This window comes from Halorubrum xinjiangense (genome assembly GCF_900102375.1).
Classification (GTDB): Archaea; Halobacteriota; Halobacteria; order Halobacteriales; family Haloferacaceae; genus Halorubrum; species Halorubrum xinjiangense.
In genome coordinates this window covers 207,885-227,109 of the sequence record NZ_FNBO01000004.1, presented here as the reverse complement: position 1 = coordinate 227,109, position 19,225 = coordinate 207,885, and the positions used below count along the sequence as shown (strand labels likewise).

19 protein-coding genes are annotated in these 19,225 nt (G+C 70.3%); 7 read left to right on the top strand and 12 right to left on the bottom strand.

The features are described from left to right. Positions 1-422: 422 nt before the first annotated feature. Positions 423-2,672: an AAA family ATPase gene (locus F3H13_RS07035; RefSeq protein ID WP_149798326.1), complete on the top strand. Its 2,250-nt coding sequence runs from the start codon at positions 423-425 to the stop codon at positions 2,670-2,672. A gap of 31 nt (positions 2,673-2,703) precedes the next feature. Here F3H13_RS07035 and F3H13_RS07030 read toward each other — a convergent pair whose 3' ends face one another. Together F3H13_RS07030 and F3H13_RS07025 are read right to left on the bottom strand one after the other, a co-directional pair. Then, complete coding sequence (locus F3H13_RS07030; RefSeq protein ID WP_149798325.1) at positions 2,704-3,225, bottom strand: CopG family ribbon-helix-helix protein; 522 nt, start codon at positions 3,223-3,225, stop codon at positions 2,704-2,706. Positions 3,226-3,250: 25 nt separating this feature from the next. Then, complete coding sequence (locus tag F3H13_RS07025) at positions 3,251-3,556, bottom strand: PadR family transcriptional regulator (RefSeq protein ID WP_149798324.1); 306 nt, start codon at positions 3,554-3,556, stop codon at positions 3,251-3,253. Between the two features lie 228 nt (positions 3,557-3,784). Here F3H13_RS07025 and F3H13_RS16515 point away from each other — a divergent pair, with 228 nt between their 5' ends. After that, on the top strand, positions 3,785-3,919 hold the full coding sequence (locus F3H13_RS16515; RefSeq protein ID WP_262488592.1) for a hypothetical protein: 135 nt from the start codon (positions 3,785-3,787) through the stop codon (positions 3,917-3,919). 46 nt (positions 3,920-3,965) lie between these two features. Here F3H13_RS16515 and F3H13_RS07020 read toward each other — a convergent pair whose 3' ends face one another. Together F3H13_RS07020 and lwrS are read right to left on the bottom strand one after the other, a co-directional pair. Next, positions 3,966-4,619: an HAD family hydrolase gene (locus F3H13_RS07020; RefSeq protein WP_149798323.1), complete on the bottom strand. Its 654-nt coding sequence runs from the start codon at positions 4,617-4,619 to the stop codon at positions 3,966-3,968. A gap of 89 nt (positions 4,620-4,708) precedes the next feature. Beyond that, positions 4,709-5,092: an LWR-salt protein gene (gene lwrS, locus F3H13_RS07015; RefSeq protein ID WP_149798322.1), complete on the bottom strand. Its 384-nt coding sequence runs from the start codon at positions 5,090-5,092 to the stop codon at positions 4,709-4,711. 60 nt (positions 5,093-5,152) lie between these two features. Between lwrS and uppS the strand changes: the two genes are divergently transcribed. Beyond that, entirely contained in the window at positions 5,153-6,148 is a 996-nt protein-coding gene (uppS, locus tag F3H13_RS07010; RefSeq protein ID WP_149798321.1) for a polyprenyl diphosphate synthase, read from the top strand. Here uppS and F3H13_RS07005 read toward each other — a convergent pair. The 3 genes from F3H13_RS07005 to F3H13_RS06995 form a co-directional block, all read right to left on the bottom strand. After that, a complete protein-coding gene (locus F3H13_RS07005) occupies positions 6,145-7,245 on the bottom strand; it encodes a DUF2891 domain-containing protein (RefSeq protein ID WP_149798320.1) in 1,101 nt (366 codons plus the stop codon). The genes uppS and F3H13_RS07005 overlap by 4 nt on opposite strands. A gap of 95 nt (positions 7,246-7,340) precedes the next feature. Then, positions 7,341-7,799 (bottom strand): NOB1 family endonuclease, encoded by a 459-nt coding sequence (locus F3H13_RS07000; RefSeq protein WP_007345155.1) that lies wholly within the window; start codon positions 7,797-7,799, stop codon positions 7,341-7,343. Further along, positions 7,799-8,044: a PRC-barrel domain-containing protein gene (locus tag F3H13_RS06995; protein WP_149798319.1), complete on the bottom strand. Its 246-nt coding sequence runs from the start codon at positions 8,042-8,044 to the stop codon at positions 7,799-7,801. The genes F3H13_RS07000 and F3H13_RS06995 overlap by 1 nt, the downstream gene beginning before the upstream one ends. Positions 8,045-8,236: 192 nt before the next feature. Between F3H13_RS06995 and infB the strand changes: the two genes are divergently transcribed. Continuing rightward, positions 8,237-10,030, top strand: coding sequence for a translation initiation factor IF-2 (gene infB, locus F3H13_RS06990; RefSeq protein ID WP_149798318.1), 1,794 nt, complete (start codon positions 8,237-8,239; stop codon positions 10,028-10,030). Between the two features lie 64 nt (positions 10,031-10,094). Here infB and F3H13_RS06985 read toward each other — a convergent pair whose 3' ends face one another. From F3H13_RS06985 to F3H13_RS06975, 3 genes are all read right to left on the bottom strand, one after another. Continuing rightward, positions 10,095-10,673 (bottom strand): hypothetical protein, encoded by a 579-nt coding sequence (locus F3H13_RS06985; protein ID WP_149798317.1) that lies wholly within the window; start codon positions 10,671-10,673, stop codon positions 10,095-10,097. A 404-nt stretch (positions 10,674-11,077) separates the two neighbouring features. Continuing rightward, a complete protein-coding gene (locus F3H13_RS06980; protein ID WP_149798316.1) occupies positions 11,078-12,145 on the bottom strand; it encodes an mRNA surveillance protein pelota in 1,068 nt (355 codons plus the stop codon). Positions 12,146-12,170: 25 nt separating this feature from the next. Further along, positions 12,171-13,361 (bottom strand): DUF4013 domain-containing protein, encoded by a 1,191-nt coding sequence (locus tag F3H13_RS06975; protein WP_149798315.1) that lies wholly within the window; start codon positions 13,359-13,361, stop codon positions 12,171-12,173. 235 nt (positions 13,362-13,596) lie between these two features. On the opposite strand from F3H13_RS06975, the gene F3H13_RS06970 reads away from it, so the two are divergent. From F3H13_RS06970 to F3H13_RS06960, 3 genes are all read left to right on the top strand, one after another. Further along, positions 13,597-14,019 (top strand): hypothetical protein, encoded by a 423-nt coding sequence (locus F3H13_RS06970; RefSeq protein ID WP_149798314.1) that lies wholly within the window; start codon positions 13,597-13,599, stop codon positions 14,017-14,019. Then, a complete protein-coding gene (locus tag F3H13_RS06965) occupies positions 14,016-14,951 on the top strand; it encodes an alpha/beta hydrolase (protein WP_149798313.1) in 936 nt (311 codons plus the stop codon). Before F3H13_RS06970 ends, F3H13_RS06965 begins: the two co-directional genes overlap by 4 nt. A gap of 77 nt (positions 14,952-15,028) precedes the next feature. After that, positions 15,029-15,340: an MTH1187 family thiamine-binding protein gene (locus F3H13_RS06960; RefSeq protein WP_149798312.1), complete on the top strand. Its 312-nt coding sequence runs from the start codon at positions 15,029-15,031 to the stop codon at positions 15,338-15,340. Between the two features lie 46 nt (positions 15,341-15,386). Here F3H13_RS06960 and F3H13_RS06955 read toward each other — a convergent pair whose 3' ends face one another. Next, positions 15,387-16,088, bottom strand: coding sequence for a hypothetical protein (locus tag F3H13_RS06955; protein ID WP_149798311.1), 702 nt, complete (start codon positions 16,086-16,088; stop codon positions 15,387-15,389). 67 nt (positions 16,089-16,155) lie between these two features. Next, positions 16,156-19,095, bottom strand: a complete 2,940-nt coding sequence (locus F3H13_RS06950) for an RtcB family protein (RefSeq protein WP_149798310.1) — start codon at positions 19,093-19,095, stop codon at positions 16,156-16,158. Between the last annotated feature and the right edge of the window lie 130 nt (positions 19,096-19,225).

Sequence of the window (19,225 nt, the reverse complement as noted above, 5' to 3'; positions counted from 1 at the left end):
AGCCGCTCGCTTATAAATGACTGAATGTGGATCGACGCCTAACACCTCCAAAGCCCCAGCCGGGAGGGCGGCGCACACTCGTTGCGCTCCTCGCTCGGTCACTCACTCCGTTCGTTCCCTCACTCCGGTGCTTACGTCGTCTGCGCCGCCCTCCCGGCTGCCCCTTTGAGTCCCACCCGCACCGCACAGCACCGCAGCCTCACGCCTCCCCAGCCTCGCCGCTCACGCCCTGCGGGCGTTCGCGGCGTCCCTCGCGCGTGCTGCTCGGCCGCGGAGCGGCCTCGCAGGCACGCGCCACCGCAACCGCTTTTAAAAGCAGTCGCCGTTACCCCTCACGGCCGTTTTGGATCACATTCACGGTCGGGAACCGACTCACCACGGCGCCGGACAAGGATAAAGAGCCGCCGGCGAGAACGGGTGGTATGAACGACACCGCAGGGCTCCGTCTCACGGTGCGTGCCGCCGAGAAGCGGGACGCGGGCCGGGGCATCGCCAGGCTCCCCGAGTCGGCCCGCAAGCGGCTCGCCCTCCTCAGCGGCGACACGGTCGAGGTGCGCGGCGAGCGCACCGCCGTCGCGAAGGTGTGGCCGGGCGGCCCCGACGCCCCCGACGGCTCCGTCCTCATCGACGCCGACACCCGCGCGAACGCCGGCGTGAAGGTCGGCGACACCGTCACTATCTCCCCCGTCGACGTCTCCGACGCCGACCGCGTGACGGTGGCCGCGCCCGGCCGCCTCGCCGAGGTCGACGTGAGCCGCGAGGTCGTCGAACGCGCGCTCTCCCGCGAGCTCCGCGACCGCCCCGTCACCGAGGGCGAGGCCGTCCACGTCGAGCGGCTGGGCGGCCTCCGGTTCGTCGTCGCGCGGACCGCGCCCGCGGGCACCGTCCGGATCACTGCCTCGACCGACGTGTCGGTCGAGTACGAGGGCGACGTCGGAGCCGCGAGCGACCGCGCCGACGCCCAGACGGACGCCGGAAGCGACCGAGCCGGAGGGGCCGCGACCGGCGCTGACTCGCGGAGCGCCCCGGCCAGCGACGACGCCCGCCCGAAGGCCGGCGACTCCCCGCCCGCCGAGCACACCGCGGGCGCGACCTACGAGGACATCGGCGGGCTAGACGAGGAGTTGGAGCTCGTACGGGAGACCATCGAGCTCCCGCTCTCCGAGCCGGAGGTGTTCACTCGGCTCGGCATCGACCCGCCGAAGGGCGTCCTCCTCCACGGGCCGCCGGGGACCGGGAAGACGCTCATCGCCCGCGCCGTCGCCAACGAGGTCGACGCGACGTTCATCACCGTCGACGGCCCGGAGATCATGTCGAAGTACAAAGGGGAGTCGGAGGAGCGGCTCCGCGAGGTGTTCGAGCGCGCGAGCGACGACGCCCCCGCCATCATCTTCTTCGATGAGATCGACTCGATCGCGGGCAAGCGCGACGACGGCGGGGACGTGGAGAACCGCGTCGTCGGCCAGCTGCTCTCGCTGATGGACGGGCTCGACGCCCGCGGCGACGTGATCGTGATCGGCGCGACGAACCGCGTCGACACCATCGACCCCGCCCTCCGACGGGGCGGCCGGTTCGACCGCGAGATCGAGATCGGCGTCCCCGGCGAGGCGGGCCGGCGGCAGATCCTCGACGTCCACACGCGCCGGATGCCGCTCGCGGACGACGTGGACTTAGACCGGATCGCGGGCCGCACGCACGGCTTCGTCGGCGCAGACATCGAGGGGCTCGCGCAGGAGGCGGCGATGACCGCGCTCCGGCGCGCCCGTGAGTCGGATTCGCGCGCGCTGACCGACGTGACGGTCGGGAAAGCGGACTTCGAGGCCGCCCACGCCAACGTCGAGCCGAGCGCGATGCGCGAGTACGTCGCCGAGCAGCCGACCACCGACTTCGCCGACGTCGGCGGCTTAGATGACGCCAAAGAGGAGCTCGAACGCGCCGTGACCTGGCCGCTGTCGTACGGCCCGCTCTTCGACGCCGCTGGCGCCGACCCCCCGACAGGGGTCCTGCTGTACGGTCCGCCGGGGACCGGGAAGACGCTGCTCGCGCGCGCCATCGCCGGCGAGAGCGGCGTCAACTACATCCAGGTCGCCGGTCCCGAACTCCTCGACCGCTACGTCGGGGAGTCGGAGAAGGCGGTCCGCGAGCTGTTCGATCGCGCCCGTCAGGCGGCGCCCGCAATCATCTTCTTCGACGAGATCGACGCGGTCGCGACCGACCGCGACGCGGCCGGCGGCGACGGCTCCGGCGTGAGCGAGCGCGTCGTCTCGCAGCTGCTGACGGAGCTCGACCGCGCCAGCGACAACCCGAACCTCGTCGTCCTCGCGGCGACGAACCGGCGGGACGCGCTCGACCCGGCGCTGCTCCGGCCCGGGCGCTTAGAGACGCACGTCGAGGTGCCGGAGCCGGACCGCGAGGCGCGCCGCAAGATCCTCGAGGTCCACACCCGCGGGAAGCCGCTGACCGACGACGTCGACCTCGAGCGCGTCGCCGACGAGACGGAGGGGTACTCCGGCGCGGAGATTGCTTCGCTGACGCGGGCGGCCGCGATGCGCGCCATCGAGCGCGTCGCCGACGAGCACGGCGAGGCCGCCAACGACCACGCCGAGGAGGTCGGCGTCACCGACGCGGACTTCGACGCGGCGCTCGAGTCCGTCCGCCCCGAGACCGCCTGAGAAGGGGAACGCCGGCTCCGTTCGGTCCGCCCTAGTCGTCCTCGGCGGTCGCGCTCTCGTCTGTTCCGTCCGCCTCCGTCTCGCCCTCACCGGACTCGCCGCCCCCGTGTCCGGCGTGCGCGTGTCCCTCGCCGAGCGCGCCGGCGCCGAACTCGTCGACGGGCGTAACGCTGTAATCGACCGTGAGCGTGTCCTTCGTCGCGCGGACCTTCCCCACGAACGAGGATATCTCTTCCAGGCCGCCCTCCAACACGAACAGCTCCATACAGTACTGCGAGCCGACGTGGCTGTGGAAGTTCGAGGCGACGATCCCCTCGTCCTCGTGGCGAAGCCGCATCATCCGCTCTTCGACGTTCGTCGTCTCGTAGTTGAAAAGGACCGTCACGACGGCCATGAGGGCGCGGTCCTCCAGCTTGGCGTCCTCGAACTCGCCGAGGAGGTTCCGGGACGCCTCGCGGACGACCTCGCTGCGGCCGGTGTAGCCGTGTTCGTCCGCGAAGTGGTCGATCCGATCGAGTAACTCCTCCGGCATGGAGACGCTAACGACAGTCATGTATTAACTCACGCCGGCGAAGTTGTTAATCCTTGAGGTCCGAGGCTCCGTCGCCTCCCTCGATCCGCTCGCCGAGCCACGCGTAGTGGTCGAGCAGCGCCGTCTCGCCCGCGTCGGTGAGCGCGTACACGTCGGCGATGCCCTCGGTCCGCCGGTCGAGATACCCGGCCTCGACGAGCGCGGAGAGCGTGCCGTAGAAGGATCCCGGGTCGATCCGCTCGTCGTAGTGGGACTCGAGCCGGCTCTTCGCCGACTGCGCGCGCAGCTCGCCGTGGTCGTACAGCAGCGCGCAGAGGTCGCGGCGCCGGCCGCTGTGGAACCACTTCGTCATACGCCCGTTTTTCGCCGCCGCCACACCACCGTTTCGGTCGCGGCCCGCCGACGCGGACGGACGGTGAATCCGAAGATGCGATCAGATACGATCAGATATATCAAATATTCGGCTACTTATCAGATATTCGTTTATATTAAGAAGAAATACCCAAGTGATTGGTGTATTATATTTGTATAAACACTTGTTACGGAACTTTCTTGCCTCGCGGTGGGGGTACCTCCTCGTATGAAGACGACGATCGAACGACTCGTCTGTCGGCACCGGTACGAGCGGCGGGCGGTGGTGATCGACCCCGACGAGGTCGTCGAGCGTTGCCCGAAGTGCGGCAAAGAGCGAATCCGGGCCGCTTCGGGGTCCTGAGAGCGGTCGCCGGATCGACGACGGGAGAGGGGGCACCGCCCGGCGCTCAGCTCGGCTCGACGAGTTCGTCGAGGCGGCTCACGCGTCGGTCGCCGAGGACGCACCGCCCGCGCTCGGCGTGGCCGACGCGCTCGACGTGGACCGCGTCGAGGCCGGCGTTCCAGGCGGCCGCCACGTCGCTCTCGCCGTCGCCGACGTAGTAGCCGCGGTGTCGCCCCGGATCGACGCCGAGCGATTCCATCGCGGCCTCGATCGGGTCCGGCTCGGGCTTCCACCCCGTCTGGTCGGTACAGCAGACGACCGCGTCGAAGCGCCCGCCGAGGTCGACGCGGTCGAGGACCGGCTCGGCGAGGAACTCCTGACAGTGGGTGACGAGCCCGGTCGGCCCGCCGACCTCGCGCACACGGTCGAGCAGGCGGGCGGCGTCGTCGTGGAGGTACGTCGCCTCCGCGCGGGCGACGGGGTCCTCCACGGCGTGGAACGCCGGCCAGAACGCGTCGGGGTCGACCCCCATCCCGCGGAGCGTCTCGGCGCGAGAGCCGCCGAGCCCGTGCCAGAGGACGCGCGCCTCCCGGTCCGAGAACTCGCGGCCCAGCCGGTCGCCGACCCGGTCGAACACCGCGCGGGTGTACTCCCACTCGGCGTCGACGAGGGTCCCGTCGAGGTCAAACAGGTGGAAATCGTAGTCGGCGACGGTCACGGATCGTCCCGTACGCCGGGGGCGGGCAAGTGCGTTGCGGGTTCGAGCGAGGCGGTCGACCGGTTCCGCTCCGCTCCGAGGCCTCCCGCTCAGTTCCGGACGTGGACCGACGAGCCGAGGTACTTGCGGAGGACCTCGTCGACCGAGTCGGCGTTGAAGCGGTTCAGGTCCGCGGCGATCGCGTCCTTCAGCGCGTCGAGGTACGCCTCGTCGGTGCGCAGCTCCCGGAAGTCGGCGGCGGCGACCTCGACGCCCGCCGCGCTCGCGAGTCCCAGCCGCTCAGCCGCCAGTCGCCGGAACGCCGGCTCGTCGCCGATCTCGCCGCGCCACAGGCGGTCGCGGAAGAACAGCCAGCCGTCGGTCCCGGGCTCGCTCGCCGCGAGTTCCATCGTCGTCTCGAAGCGGTCGGGGTCGACGGCGGCGTCCGTCGGGTCGAGCCGGACGGCGACGCGGAAGACGTAGGCGGCCTCCATGTTCGCCGGTCGCCGGATCGATCCATAAAGGTATACCGCTCGGGGGCGTGATATCGGACCATGTGGCAGCGACTTCGCGGCCTCGTCGGGCGCGCGTACCGGCGACACCTCCGCCGCGAGATCGACGACGTCCCCGACCACGTCGCCGTCATTCAGGACGGGAACCGGCGGTACGCTCGCGAGCGCGGCGGCGACGCCCCCGACGGCCACCGCGCCGGCGCGGACACCACCGAGCGCGTCCTCGACTGGTGCGCCGACCTCGGCGTCTCGGAGCTCACTCTTTACGCCTTCTCCACCGAGAACTTCGAGCGCCCCGACGAGGAGTTAGAGCCCCTGTTCGACTTGTTGGAGCACAAGCTGCGCGAGTTCGCCGACGCCGACCGCGTCCACGAGGAGGGCGTGCGCGTCCGGGCCATCGGCGACGTGCCCCGCCTCCCGCCGCGCGTCCGCGACGCGGTCGACTACGCGGAGCGGCGCACCGCCGGCAACGACCGCTTCACGCTCAACGTCGCGCTGGCGTACGGCGGCCGGACCGAGCTGCTCGACGCCGCCCGCGCCATCGCCCGCGACGTCGACGCGGGCAAGATGGCTCCGGAGGACGTCGACGTCGAGACCGTCGAGTCGCGGCTGTACGACCGGCCGATCCGCGACGTGGACCTGATCGTCCGCACCGGCGGCGACGAGCGGACCTCGAACTTCCTCCCGTGGCACGCGAACGGCAACGAGGCGGCCGTCTACTTCTGTGCGCCGTACTGGCCGGAGTTCTCCGAGGCCGACTTCCTGCGTGCGATCCGCACTTACGAGTCGCGCGAGGAGTCGTGGCAGCGCGCCCGGGCGGAGCGGGCCATCGCGCTGGTGCGCGCGCTCGCCGAGGTGGAGTTCGCGGAGGCCCGCGCCGCCGCCTCGCGGCTCCGCGATCGCGTCCCACGGCTCGACCGCGGCGACCTCTCCGACGACGCCCTCGGCATCGCGGAGGGCGACCCGGTCGGCTCGGCCGACGGCGACGCCGCCGGTCAGATCGACGGCGACGCGCGGGACTCGTCGGGAGCCGACTAAGCGGCGTCCGGCGCGATCCCGCCCTCGTTGCGCGTCAGCAGGTACAGCGCGAACGACGAGAGCCAGTGCGATCCCGCGTAGTCGTCGGTGAGCACGTCCGCGGCCCCCGCCTCGGCGTGGCGGCGCGCGGCGGCGTCGAGGGGGTCACGGAGCCGGGTTGCCGTCGATCCGTCTCGGCCGTCCAGCGCGTCGGCCAGCCCGGCCAGACACCACGCGCGGGAGACGTTCAGCCCGATCAGGTGTATCGCGGCCCCGTCGCCCTCGTCGGGTTCGACGTCGACGGGCGCGAGCAGTGCGTCGTGGGGCGGCGCGGTGAGGTCGGGAACGAACTCGTCGAGCCACGCCGCGAACGGGTCGGGGTCGAGGACGCGTCGCATGAGGTCGGCCTCGACGAGCGCGGGCGAGAGGAAGTCCCAGCCGACCGGCTCCGCGCCCACGACCGCGGCGGTGTCGTCGGCGTAAAGGCGGTGCGCCGTCGATTCCGTCTCCGATTCGAGGTCGTCGTCGCCGACGATCCGCGCGTAATCGAGGACGCCGGCGAGCGCGAACGCGGTGTTGCCGTGGGTGCCGACGCGGTGCGGGCGGTCGACGTCGAGGAACGACTCGCGGGTCCCGCGCCGGACCCGGTCTTCAAGCGGGCGGAGCGCCTCGCGCCACGCGTCGGCACGCGGGTCGTCCCATAGGGCGAGCTCGGCGGCGAGACGAAGTAGCCACGACCAGCCGTACGGCTCCTCAAAGCCGGGGTTCTCGTCGAGGTAGTCGACCTCGCGAGCGACGTTCCCCGGGGTCAGCCGCTCGTCGATTCCGGCCGCGATCTCAGCCTCGTCCGGGTGGTCGGCGGCGAGTCGCAGCGACCGCACGAGCGCCCAGTGGCTGTGGACCGCCGAGTGCCAGTCGAAGCAGCCGTAGAAGACCGGGTGGGTCTCCGCGGGACGCGGCGGCGCCTCCGGTCCCTCCACCGTCCCCTGGTAGTGCGGGTACTCGGTCTCGACCCCGTCGAGCGGGTGGGCGGCCAGGGCGGTCGCGACCGCGTCGTCCAGCGCGTCGGCCCGCCCGGTCCGGAGCGCGCCCGGCGACAGCTCCTCGAATGCGTTCATGCCGAAGGGTCTGCGGGGCGCCTGTTCAATCGGTCGGTGGCGTGCGAATCGCCAGCATGCGGGTTCGCGTTTCGCAGAAAGCGTCGCGGACGCGGTCAGGCAGGGTTCTTCCGCGTGAGGTCGCTCCCGCAGATCGGGCAGCGCTCCTTGTTCTCGTCGAAGGTGCGGTTACAGCCGACACACTGGAAGCGCCACTCCCGCTCCTCGGAGATACCGTCGCGGGCGATGGCCTCGACCGGGAGGTCCAGCCGCTCGGCGACGTTCTGCATCGCGTAGTCGTCGGTGACGAGCGTCGCGTGGAGCTCTAAGGCGGTCGCGATCAGCCGGATGTCGGTGTCGGACAGCTCCGCGGCGTCGCCCGAGCCCTTCGCGGCGCGGCGGACCCGGTCGACCGCCTCCGGCGCGGGGACGTGGACGGTCATCCCAGAGCCCTCCATCGCGTCGAAGCGGAGGGCCACCTCGCCGGTGAGTTCGTCGTGGACCGCCGGGATGGAGACCACGTCGTCGTCTGTCGTGTATTCGTGGATGAACGCGGACGAGTCGAGGACTTGCATCAGCGGGCGACGACGATGTAGTCTTTCACCGCCTGGACGTTCGCGACCGGGACTCGGAGCCGACCCATCTCGTCGAACTCGAAGTCGACGCGTTCGGCCCTGAGCTGCTCGTGCGGGCTGACGAGGAGGTGGTTCAGCTCCCCGGACTCGAGGTTCATCGTGATGTTGTACAGGTCTCCGAGTTCGGTGCCGTCGGAGCTCATCACCGCCTTCCCGGAGAGGTTCTCCGCGAGGATGTCGACCATACCCCCACGGTCCCGGGCGACGGTATTAAACGCCACGGGGCGTCGGACGGGCGACGGACGCGGCCGCGCGTTCGTCACCGGAGGGCGACGGACGCAGCCGCGCTCTCGACGTTCCGGTTCGTCGCGGCATTTTGAAAGGCTTAACTGACGCCCGGCGGAACGGACGGTATAACCTTCTCGGGGCGATCACATATGACCGACCACACACACGCGGACACCCTGCGAACGCCCATCGTCGCCGTGCTGGGCCACGTCGACCACGGCAAGACGAGCCTGCTCGACACGATCCGCGGCTCCGCCGTCAGCGAGGGCGAGGCCGGCGCGATCACCCAACACATCGGGGCGACGGACATTCCGCTCGACACCATCTCCGGGATGGCGGGCGAGCTGATCGACCCGTCGGACTTCGATCTCCCCGGCCTGCTTTTCATCGACACGCCGGGGCACCACTCCTTCTCGACGCTGCGCGCCCGCGGCGGCGCGCTCGCCGACATCGCGGTGCTCGTCGTCGACGTCAACGACGGGTTCCAGCCGCAGACGGAGGAGGCGATAGACATCCTCCGGCGGACGGGAACCCCCTTCGTCGTCGCGGCCAACAAGGTCGACACGACGCCCGGCTGGAACCCGCAGGACGGCGAGCCGATCCAGCGGAGCATGGAGGCGCAGTCCGAGCGGGCGAAGTCGATGCTCGACGAGAACCTCTACGAGATCATCGGCCAGCTGTCGGACGCCGGCTTCTCCGCCGACCTCTACTGGCGCGTCCAGGACTTCCAGAAGAACATCGGCGTCGTCCCCCTGTCGGCGCTCACCGGCGAGGGCGTCCCGGACCTCCTCACCGTCCTGATGGGCCTCTCCCAGCGGTTCATGAAAGAGGAGATGGCCATCGACGTCACGGGGCCCGGCGAGGGGACGGTCCTCGAGGTGAAAGACGAGCGCGGGTTCGGCGCCACCGTCGACACCGTCGTCTACGACGGCGTGATCCGCAACGGGGACACGATCGTGGTCGGCGGGCAGAACGAGCCGATCGTCACCGAGATCCGCGCGCTGCTCCGCCCGCGGCCGCTCGCGGAGATCCGCACGGAGAAGCAGTTCGAGAAGGTCGGCGAGATCGGCGCCGCGGCCGGCGTGAAGATCGCCGCGCCCGACCTCGATCAGGCGATGGCGGGCGCGCCCGTTCGGGTCGTCCGCGACCGCCCGGAGGCGGAGGTCGTCGAGGAGGTGAAAGCGGAGCTCGCGGAGATCGAGGTCGAGACGGCCGACAACGGCGTCGTCGTCAAGGCGGACACCCTCGGCTCGCTGGAGGCGATGGCGAACGCCCTCCGCGAGGCCGAGGTCCCCATCCTGCGCGCCGAGGTCGGCGACATCGCGCCGCGAGATATCGCCGTCGCGGAGACCGCGAACCAGGACGAACACAAGGCCATCCTCGGGTTCAACGTCGACCTCCTCCAGAACGCGGAGCCGGACTTAGAGAACGCGGACGTGAAGCTGTTCAAAAACGAGGTCATCTACCAGCTGGTCGAGGACTACGAGCGCTACGTCGAGGAGAAGCAGCGCGCGCAACAGGAGACGGTGTTAGACAAGGTGGTGCGCCCGGCCCGCTTCCGCATCCTCCCCGACCACACGTTCCGGCAGAACGACCCCGCGGTCGTCGGCGTCGAAATAATCTCCGGCACGCTCCAGAACAACCGCAACGTCGGCTACTTCGAGGGCAACGAGTTCGAGCGCGTCGGCGGCCTCTCCGGCATTCAAAAGCAGGGCGACGACGTCGACGAGGCGCGGTCCGGCGAGCGCGTCAGCATCGCCATCGACGGGCCGACCGTCGGCCGCGACATCGAGGAGGGCGACACGCTCTGGACCGAAGTGCCCGAGAAGCACGCGAAGATCTTAGAGCAGGAGTTAAAAGAGGAGATCACCGCCGACGAGCGCGAGGCGCTTCAGGGCTACCTCGACACGCGACGCAAGCGGGACCCGTTCTGGGGGAAGTAGTCGGTTCTCGCGTCGCTCCTGTTCCGGACCGTCTTGGACCCGGCCCGACGGACGCCTCCAAGGGTCAGCCGTACACCAGAATGATCACGGCGACGAACGCCAACTCGCCGCCGACGAGCAGCGCGGCGAGCAGCCACGCCCGGTAGGTCCACAGCCACTCGCGGGCCGCCGCGAACCGGTTCTCGGCCGCCGATCCCGACTCGCCGCGGTACGCCGCGTCGACCCGCCACCCCGTCTCCGGATCGTACGTCGCGGGGACGCGAGCGCCGACGAGTTCGTCGACGTCAAGCGGCGAGACGCCCGCGGCCTCCAAGAAGTCGAGGAACGCCTCCGACTCCTGAAGCGAGCCGTCGCGGGGCGCGTCGAACCGCTCGGTGTGGGTGGCGTCGCCGTGCGGCGGGCGCATCTCGACGGCGACGCGGTCGCCGACGGAGCGCACCCGGGTGACGATCAGCGCGTTCTCCTCGTCGTTGAGGTACGCCTCGCGGAGCCGGCGCTTCACCTCGTCGTCGACGCCCGCGTCGTCGAGCTCGTCGGGGAGCGGGTCGGCGTCGTCCGGGGTCGGATCGCCGTCGATGTCGTCGGCGCATTCGCGATCGGGGGTCGCCGAGACGGTCTCGTCACCGCCGGATCGGTCCGCCATCGATGAGAGGTTGGCGACGCGCTCTGATAAGGTCACGGCCGCTATACATGACTGCTTTCGTTGCGGACGGCCCGTGGGCCGGGCCTGCCGAAGCCCCAGCCTCCTGACGATACGCGGTCACTGAGTTGAACATGACCATCGAAGCCCCAGACGGGAGGACTCGCGCGACTCGCTGTGCTCCTCAGTCGCTCACTCCGTTCGCTCCTTGCGGTGCTTACGTCGTCGTGCTTCGTCCTCCCGTCTGCCCCTTCGAGTCCCGCCCCGCACAGCACCTCACACCTCCCCAGCCTCGTCGGTGGTCCTCCGCTTCGCTCCGGACCACCGACTCCCTCGCACGCGCTCCTCGCGGCCGCCGGTGGCGGCCGCTCGGAGGCGCGCGCCATCGAATTTTGACTGTCAGCCGCTCACTGGAGCCGGTAGCGTAAGATCGCGGCGATGCCGCCGAGGTTGGCGAGCTGCTCGCCTGGGGCGAACTCCGAGGAGAAGACGACCACGTCGCCGCCCTGCCGCTCGACCGACTCGATCACCTCGTTGACGTCGATGTCCCAGTCGCCGTCGCCCTGTCGCTCGGTGCGGAGGCGCTCGTCGACGACGAGCAGCGTCTCGACCGCGCCGAACTCGGCGGCCTCGGCGGTGTCGTCCGGGCCGTACGTCGCCTTCTCCTCTGTCGCGATGTTCTCGGTCAGCTCGTCGATGAGGTTCGCCTCCTTCGAGATGCGGGTCTCCTTTTGCACCTCGTCGACCGCGCCGCGCTTGAGCACCTCGTGGACGCCGCGGTCGCCCGCCGCGGAGGTGTCGACGGTGGTGATCTGATCCGAGAGGTCCCGGTACTCCTCGTCGATGTAGTCGCGCGCGTCGTTCTTCGTGAACCCGGGCCCCGCCAGAATGACGGCGTCGGCGTCGAGATGCGAGAGCGCCTCGCCCAGCTCGGCGAACAGCTCCTCGCGCGGCCGCGAGAACTCGCCTTTCCCGGTCGGCTTCGTGAACGAGGCGTACTCCTCAGTGCCGTACTGCTGGACCGTGTGGACGTGGGCGGCGCCCTCCTCGACGGTCGCGATGGCCACGTCGGGGTTCTCCGCGGCCTCGGTCGCCTCTTCGAGCCGCTCCGTCTGATCCGGCTTGAAGTGCTTCTCGACGGTTATCTCGTCGTGCTCCTCGACGTTGAGCGTGTGGTGAGCGTTGAGCTGGTCCTCCCGCGAGCAGCCGACGATGACCCCGGAGACGCGGAGGCGGTTGGCGAACCGCGCGAACTCGACGTCCTCGACCTCCAGCGTGACGAAGATGTGCTCGCGCTGCCCGCCGGTGTCCCGCATCTGGTCGTCGTTCCGCTGGATCCGCCGGGTGGTGTCGCCCTCGACGAGGTCCCCGGGCTCGAGGACGTGCGCGAGGTGCCAGAGGTCGTCGACGTTCTCGGGGACCAGCGTGAGCCGTTCCCGGCCCTCCTCGCCGTACCCCCGCTCGGAGATTCGCATGCCCGAGCGTTCGCTCGCGGCCGTATCAACCCTTGTCTTCCGCGTCGGCGAGCGACGGCCCCCACTCGAAGCCGCCGGTCGGGTCGCCGGCCGCGTCGGTCGCGTCAGCCGCATCGCTCGTGTCGGCTAGATCGCTCGCGTCGGCCGGATCGCTCTCGCCTCCGCCCTTGCGCTCGCCCCCCTCGACGGCGTCGCCCCGGTCGTCGACCGAAACGCCGCGGCCGACCTGAACCGGGGCCGGCGGCTCGCTCCGCAGCGGTCGCCCGCCGTCGCCCGACACGACGGGGGTCGGTACGCCGGCGCGCGCGCGACCGACCTCCCGAGCCGCACCGGCGCCACCGGTCGCGTCTGCCCCGCGAGTCGCGCCCGCGCGGCGAGCCGTTCGGTCCGCGGAGCGAGCGGAATCGCCAGCCGTCCGGACCGGTGTCCGCGTCTCGGCGATCCGCGTCGAACCCTCTCGCAGCGCGCCCGCCGCGCCCCGCCCGTAGAGCCCGTGCGCGACGACGCGGGCGAGGAAGGCGACCGCGACGCCGACCACGAGCGGGGCTGTCGGCGCCGCGACGGCGTACCCGACCGCGAGCGCCCCGACCGCGAGCGTCCACCCGGTCGCGTACGGGCCCGTCGCGGCGACGTCGGCCACCGTCCGCGGATTCAGTCCGTCTCTGAGCCGCCCGGACGCGGCGAACGCGACGAGCGCGGCGGGGCGGACGTACGCGAACGCGAGGAGGTACGCGCCGACGAGCGCGGCGACGAGGCCGGCGGCGACCGCGGCGACGGCGATCGGGCCGTTCGGACCCAGCGCCGACTCGACGGCGGTCGCGGTCGACGCCGGATCGACGGGACCGGCGACGAGCGCGGCGACCGCGCCGCTGCCGACCGCGAGGCCCCCCGCCAGCGGCGCGAGCAGCGCCGCCGACAGCAGCGCCGACTTGAGGCCGTCCCTGACCAGCTCCCCCCAGGCGACAAGCGACGGTGCGCCGGCGGGGTCGCTGGGCTGGATCGCGCTCCGCGTCACTCGGACGAAGTAGCCGCGCGCGACGAGCGAGGGCGCGAGCGCGACGGGGGCCGCGACGGCGACCGCCGGACTGACGAAGAGGACGCCGAGGATCCACAGCGGCGTGAGGACCCACCCCAACAGGGTCACGGACCCGCCGACGAGGACGACGCCGGCCGTGTCGTCGGTTCGGGTCAGCGCCGTCGCGGCCGCGGTAAGCATGTGACTCGACACAGGAGCGGGAGCCGCATAAATGATACCCGGGCCCGAGCGTTTATATCACTCCACGAATTATTGTCGACCGGCCGCGCGGGACAATCGTGTGCCTCTGACAACCTACCGCGACCGCCCTTCGGCGGTCGCCCCCCGTCCGCGGCTTCTGACTGACCACTTCTCGCCAGTGGCGACGCCGTCGCGTGCCGGTACCGATTTATCCCGCCCCGCCGACGGATCGGGTATGACCGGCGACGAGCGGACGGCCGATCTGGAGCCGGAACTCAGGAGCTACGGCGTCAGCGTCGAGTCGATCGACGGGGGCGAGCCGCTGGAGCTGACGTACATGACCGCGTTCCCCGGCCGCGAGATCCACCGCGGCGAGATCGGGCGCGCGCTCAACGCGCTCATCGACCGCGCGGAGGCCGACGAGTGGGACCCAGTCCGCGTTGAGGGTACGGTCGTGCGCTCCCCCGGCGACGTCCTCGGCACGTGGCGCGCCGAGGGCGAGTGGTTCGAGGCGCTCATGCGCTACGAGATCTCCGAGACGGAGTTCTCGAGCCGCGTGCTGGAGACGGTCAGCCACGAGACCGAGGGTGGAGACGAACTCGACGACGGATCCGAAGCGGCGGACGCCACCGAAACCGACGCGGAGGCCGACCGGTGACCCGCCGCAAGCCGGTCAACCGCGCGCAGCGTCGGCTCGCGCGCCCGGCCCGCGAGCGGTTCGCCACCCGCGCGGTCGCGTTCGACGTCGACGGCGCGACCTGCCGCGGGACGCTGTACCTGCCCGGCGGCGACGCGGACAACCCCCCGGTCGTCGTGATGGCCCCCGGGCTCGGCGCGGAGCGGAGCTTCGGCTACCCCGCCGTCGCGGAGCGGTTCGCGGACGCGGGCTACGCCGCCCTCCTCTTCGACCACCCGGAGTTCGGTGCCTCCGACGGCGACTCGCAGGCGGTCGACCTCGCCCGCCAGCGCGCGGCGTACGAGGGCGCCATCGACCGCGCGGACCGCGTCGACGACGTCGGCGACGACCTCGTGCTCTGGGGCGCGTCGCTGTCGGCCGGGCACGTCCTGACGCTCGCCGCTGAGCGCCGCGACGTCGACGCGGTCGTGGGGCTCGTGCCGTTGCTCGACGGGCGCGCCGTCTCCCTGCGGCGCGGCGGCCGGTACCTCCTCCGCTCCGGCGCCGCGGGCCTCCGCGACCTGCTCGGTCACCGGATCGGTCGCGGCCGCACGGTCCCCATCGTCGGCGGGACGGAGGAGTGCGCGGCGATCACGGAGCCGGGGACGAAGCGGAAGTACATCGACCTCGTCGACCGCGAGTCGGCGTGGCGCAACGAGACGCCGGCGCGCTCCCTGCTCGGCCTGGTCGGCTATCGGCCCGTGACACAGCTCGACAAAATCGACGCTCCGACGCTGCTTCTGGCCGGCACCGACGACGCCATTGTCGACGCCGAGTCCGTCGTCGACGCCGGCGAGCGCCTCTCGCGCGGGACAGTCGTCACCATGCCCGCGGACCACTTCTCGGTGCTGGGCGCGGACTTCGAGGGCGCGATCGGTCACCAGCTCTCCTTCCTGCGCGACGCGCTCGAATAGCGTCGCTCGGCTCCGCTCTCTCGCGCGCGGCTACCCCCCTGCGACCCCTTAAGTGAGCTCGCAGCGCACGCTCAGGTATGACAGCCATCGCGATGTTGAGCGTCGCCCCGGTGATCGAGGGGAGCATGGCCGAGGAGGTGGCGAAGGCCGTCGCCGCGCTCGACGAGTTCGACGTGAGCTACGAGACGAACCCGATGGGCACCGTCATCGAGGCCGACGACGCCGAGACGCTGTTCGCGGCCGCGGCGGCCGCCCACGACGCGGTCGACGGCGACCGCGTCTCGACGGTCCTCAAGATCGACGACAAGCGGACGAGCGACGGGACCGCCGCCGAGAAGGTCGACGCCGTCGAGGACCACCTCGGTCGGGAGGCGAAGCGGGAGCGCTGACGGTGAGAGCGGAGTGCTAACGCCGCGGCACCGCCTCGGCGCCGCATCATGCGGTGTCGATCCCGACCGACCCGCCTGCGGTCGCGTCCCCAGCGGGGTTCTCGACCGTCAGGTCGACGGTCGTCGTGCGGACGACGGTCGCCTCGTCGCTACCGCCGGCGACGTCCGCGCGAAACACCACGTCGAGCGTCGTCGTCCTCGTCTCGCCGCCAGGAAGGTCGGTCGCGGAGAGCGTCTCGCTCGTCACGGCGTCGCCGCGGGCGGTCGCGTCCGCGCGCTCGAACCGCGCGGCGAGCGCGCCGTCGACCGCGTCGAAGTCGGGCGGCGCGTCCGACACGGCCCCCGACCGGTCGCCGCTCGGCGCCCCGACCGACGCGACGTCCCCGGGGGTCGCGGCCGGGTCCGCGGCGGTCAGGGCCTCTCGATACACCTCGTCGACGCCGGCGTCGCTCCCCACGGCGAGCGAGAGCGTCACGCGCTCGACGCCCTCGGAGAAGTCGGTCCACGACACTTCGAGGGCGGGCGAGAGGTACACCGATTCGATCCGACCGTCGTTGCTCGTGACCGTCGGAGCGTCACCCGCCTCGAAGGCCGCGGGGTCGCCCTCGACCGCAGCCGCCGGCTCGCTCGACGCGGCGAGGGCGCCGAGGCCGGTCAGCCCGCCGACCGCGACGGCGGCGGTCCCGCCGAGAACCGTTCGTCTGGTTGGATCTTCCTGCGCGTCGCCGTCCCGCGAGCGGTCCCACATCTCGACGGGAGTGGCCGCGCTTCCGGTGATAAGCGTCGGGGAGGAGAGCCGGCTCGGCGACGAGACGCTACCCCTTGATGTTACAAACAGGGAAGGTGCGGGCGACCTTGTCGCCGATCCCCAGCTCGTCGCTGACGCGGATCACCTCGTCGATGTCCTTGTAGACGCCGGGCGCCTCCTCCGCGATGGTGGCGCCGGACTGGGCCTTCACGTAGATCTGCTGGCCGTCCTCGAGGTCGTCTTGGACGTCGCCGCCCCAGAACTCCTGTTTCGCCCGCGTCCGGCTCATCAGTCGGCCGGCGCCGTGGGCGGTCGAGCCGAACGACACCGACATCGACTCGTCGCCGCCGCGGAGGACGTACGACCCCGCGCCCATGCTGCCGGGAATGATGACCGGCTGACCGACGTCGCGGTAGGTCTCGGGCACGTCCGCGTTGCCGGCGGGGAACGCCCGCGTCGCGCCCTTTCGGTGGACGTACAGCTCGCGCTCCGCGCGGTCGACCGCCTCGTCGCCGACGGCGGGCAGGCCGTCGGCGTCGACGCCGACCTCGTGGGTCTCCTTCTTCGCGATGTTGTGCGCCACGTCGTACAAAAGCTCCATCCCGAGGTCCTGGATCGGATCGGCGTCGAACACCTCGCCGAACGTCTCGCGCGCCTGATGGGTGATCAGCTGCCGGTTCACCCACGCGAAGTTGATGCACGCGCCCATCGCGCCGTAGTACTCGTCGGCCAGTTCTGAGCCGGCGGGCGCGGCCGCGAGCTCCTTGTCCGGCAGTTCGTCGAGCAGGTCGCCGTGCTCCTGCTCGATCCGGCGGAGGTAGTCGTTACACGTCTGGTGGCCGAGCCCGCGGCTCCCGCAGTGGATCAGGACGACGATCCCGTCTTCTTCGAGCCCGTACGCCTCGGCGACGTCCTCCCGGAACACGTCGGTGACGCGCTGGACCTCGAGGAAGTGGTTTCCGGAGCCGAGCGACCCCATCTGGTTGCGCCCGCGGTCCATCGCCTTCTGGGAGACGTACTCCGGGCGCGCGTCGGGTCGGCGCCCCTCGTCCTCGCAGCGCGCGAGGTCGCTCTCGATCCCGTACCCCTCCTCGACCGCCCACTCGACGCCGCGTTCGAGGGCGCCCTCGATCGCGTCGGCGTCGCCATTTATCACGCCGCCGCCGCCGAGCCCGGACGGGATCGCCTCGAACAGCGCGTCGACCAGCTCCGCCTCGCGGCCGCGCACGTCGTCGTAGGTGAGATTAGTTTTCACCATTCGTACGCCGCAGTTCGAAACGACGAATCCATTCGCGAGGAACGTGTGGGCGTCGTGTGTCACGCCGAGGTCGTACACGGGTTTCGACCCCGCCTCCCGGATACCCTCTACTTCGACGGCGACGGCACCGTCCGGTCGGACGTCGAGTTCGGAACGATACTCTTCGAATCCGGGGAACTCATCACCGGGACGTGGGCGGCCCTCGCGCCCGCTCCAGACGCTCCGTTCGACGAACCGATCGTTGATATCGAACCGGTCCACGATGTCAGAAACGTCACAGCCTCCGTCTGCGAGCGCCTTCGCCTCGGAAGCGATCGATTCTCGCCGCTCGATTTCCCGCTCTTTGGTCCGGAGATACTGGACGGCTTCCATCGCGCCGCGCTGCTTTTCGGGATGGTACCGATAGCCGACGCGACCGAAGAACCGAATCAAATTCTCGGAGTCGTTTTTGACGCCCAACCGGAGCCGGACTGTCGAAGCCGAACTGTTCGTATCCGTCTCAAATGATTCGATGTCGTTGGTCCGGATACCAACCCGATCGAGGAATGCGGCCATATCCTCGAAAAATTCCCTCCCCGCTGCTTCGGTATCCAAGGTTCGCGTCTGTGAAACCTTCGGGCAGTAGAGGTTCTTGTCGTGCTGTGCCGCCGGCGCGTTCATTTCGGCGCCGAAATACGCCGAGTAGAAGAGCGCCTGCTGCCAGTCAGGGAGCTGACCGAGATAGTCTGGCGTCGTGAATCCCGACGATACTTTCGGTCCCTCCGGGACTCCTAGTTCGACGAACACGCGTCGCAGCGTCTTGGAGGTCGTCTTGAAGCTGTACTCCGTCCGCTCGAAGGTGTTCCCGTCGATGTCGTGTGACCGGTTGCGTTCGTAGATTTTCGACGGCCTGAATCCGATGGCGCGAACGTCGTCCCGGATCTCCTCCAGTTCCTCTGGTGATCCGTAGAACCACGTCTGGCCCTCTCCTCCGTAGGACCCGTCGCCGAGGAGGAAGCCGACGATTTTGAGCAGCCGATTGAACGCCTCATCCGTTGAGCGGAGCGGAAGCAGCCCCCGTTTTTTAAGGACTCGCCGTATCTGCGGATTCGCGTCTTCGAAATCTTCGGCTGAGAGGACAGTAAAGTCCTCAGGGGATTCGTGTTCGAGGCCTTCGAACGGGTGGACATACACCTCGTCGCCTGCGTCGAGGTCATCGACGGTAACCATCTCGTCTGGAGTCTCGAATCGGTGGTCAGCGGTCGCCTCGATTCGCCGACCGGTCGAAGTTTCGAGTTCGTGAACCGGTTTCGCTCCGGATTCGGTGAACAGCTGAATCTCCGACGCCAGCAGGTCCTCACCGGTCGCGACGGCCGCACGCTCGTCCTCGAATCGATCCCGAAGCGTTTCGAGCGAGGCCCGACGACCGAACGAGAGTCGAACATCGGTGTCGCCCGGCAAGCAGTTGATGTCGTAGCCGACCGCTCCGGGAGAAATACAGCCGGTTCGGGCGTCGATCGCGCCGACGCCGCCGACGGGAAAGCCGTATCCTTGATGGCCGTCGGGCATACAGAGCGCGGGCTCGACCATTCCGGGCAGGTGGGTAGCGTTCTTCAGCTGCTGGAGCGAGTCGTCCTCGCCGATCTCCTCGAGCAGCGACTCGCTGGCGAGGACCCGCGCGGGGACGTTCATGTCGCCCTCGCGGGGGATCTCCCAGACGTGCTCGCGCACCTTCTCCAGCCGGATCCCGTCGAACTCGTGCGTGGTCATACCCGGCGTTCGACGCGGGAGGGCAAGGGCGTTGCGTCAGCGGGCGGGAGGAGGAGGGCGTTGCGTCAGCGGGCGGGGGAGACGAAGGTGTTGCGTCGGCGGGCGCGGTCGCGAGCGGCTCTCGCGAGAG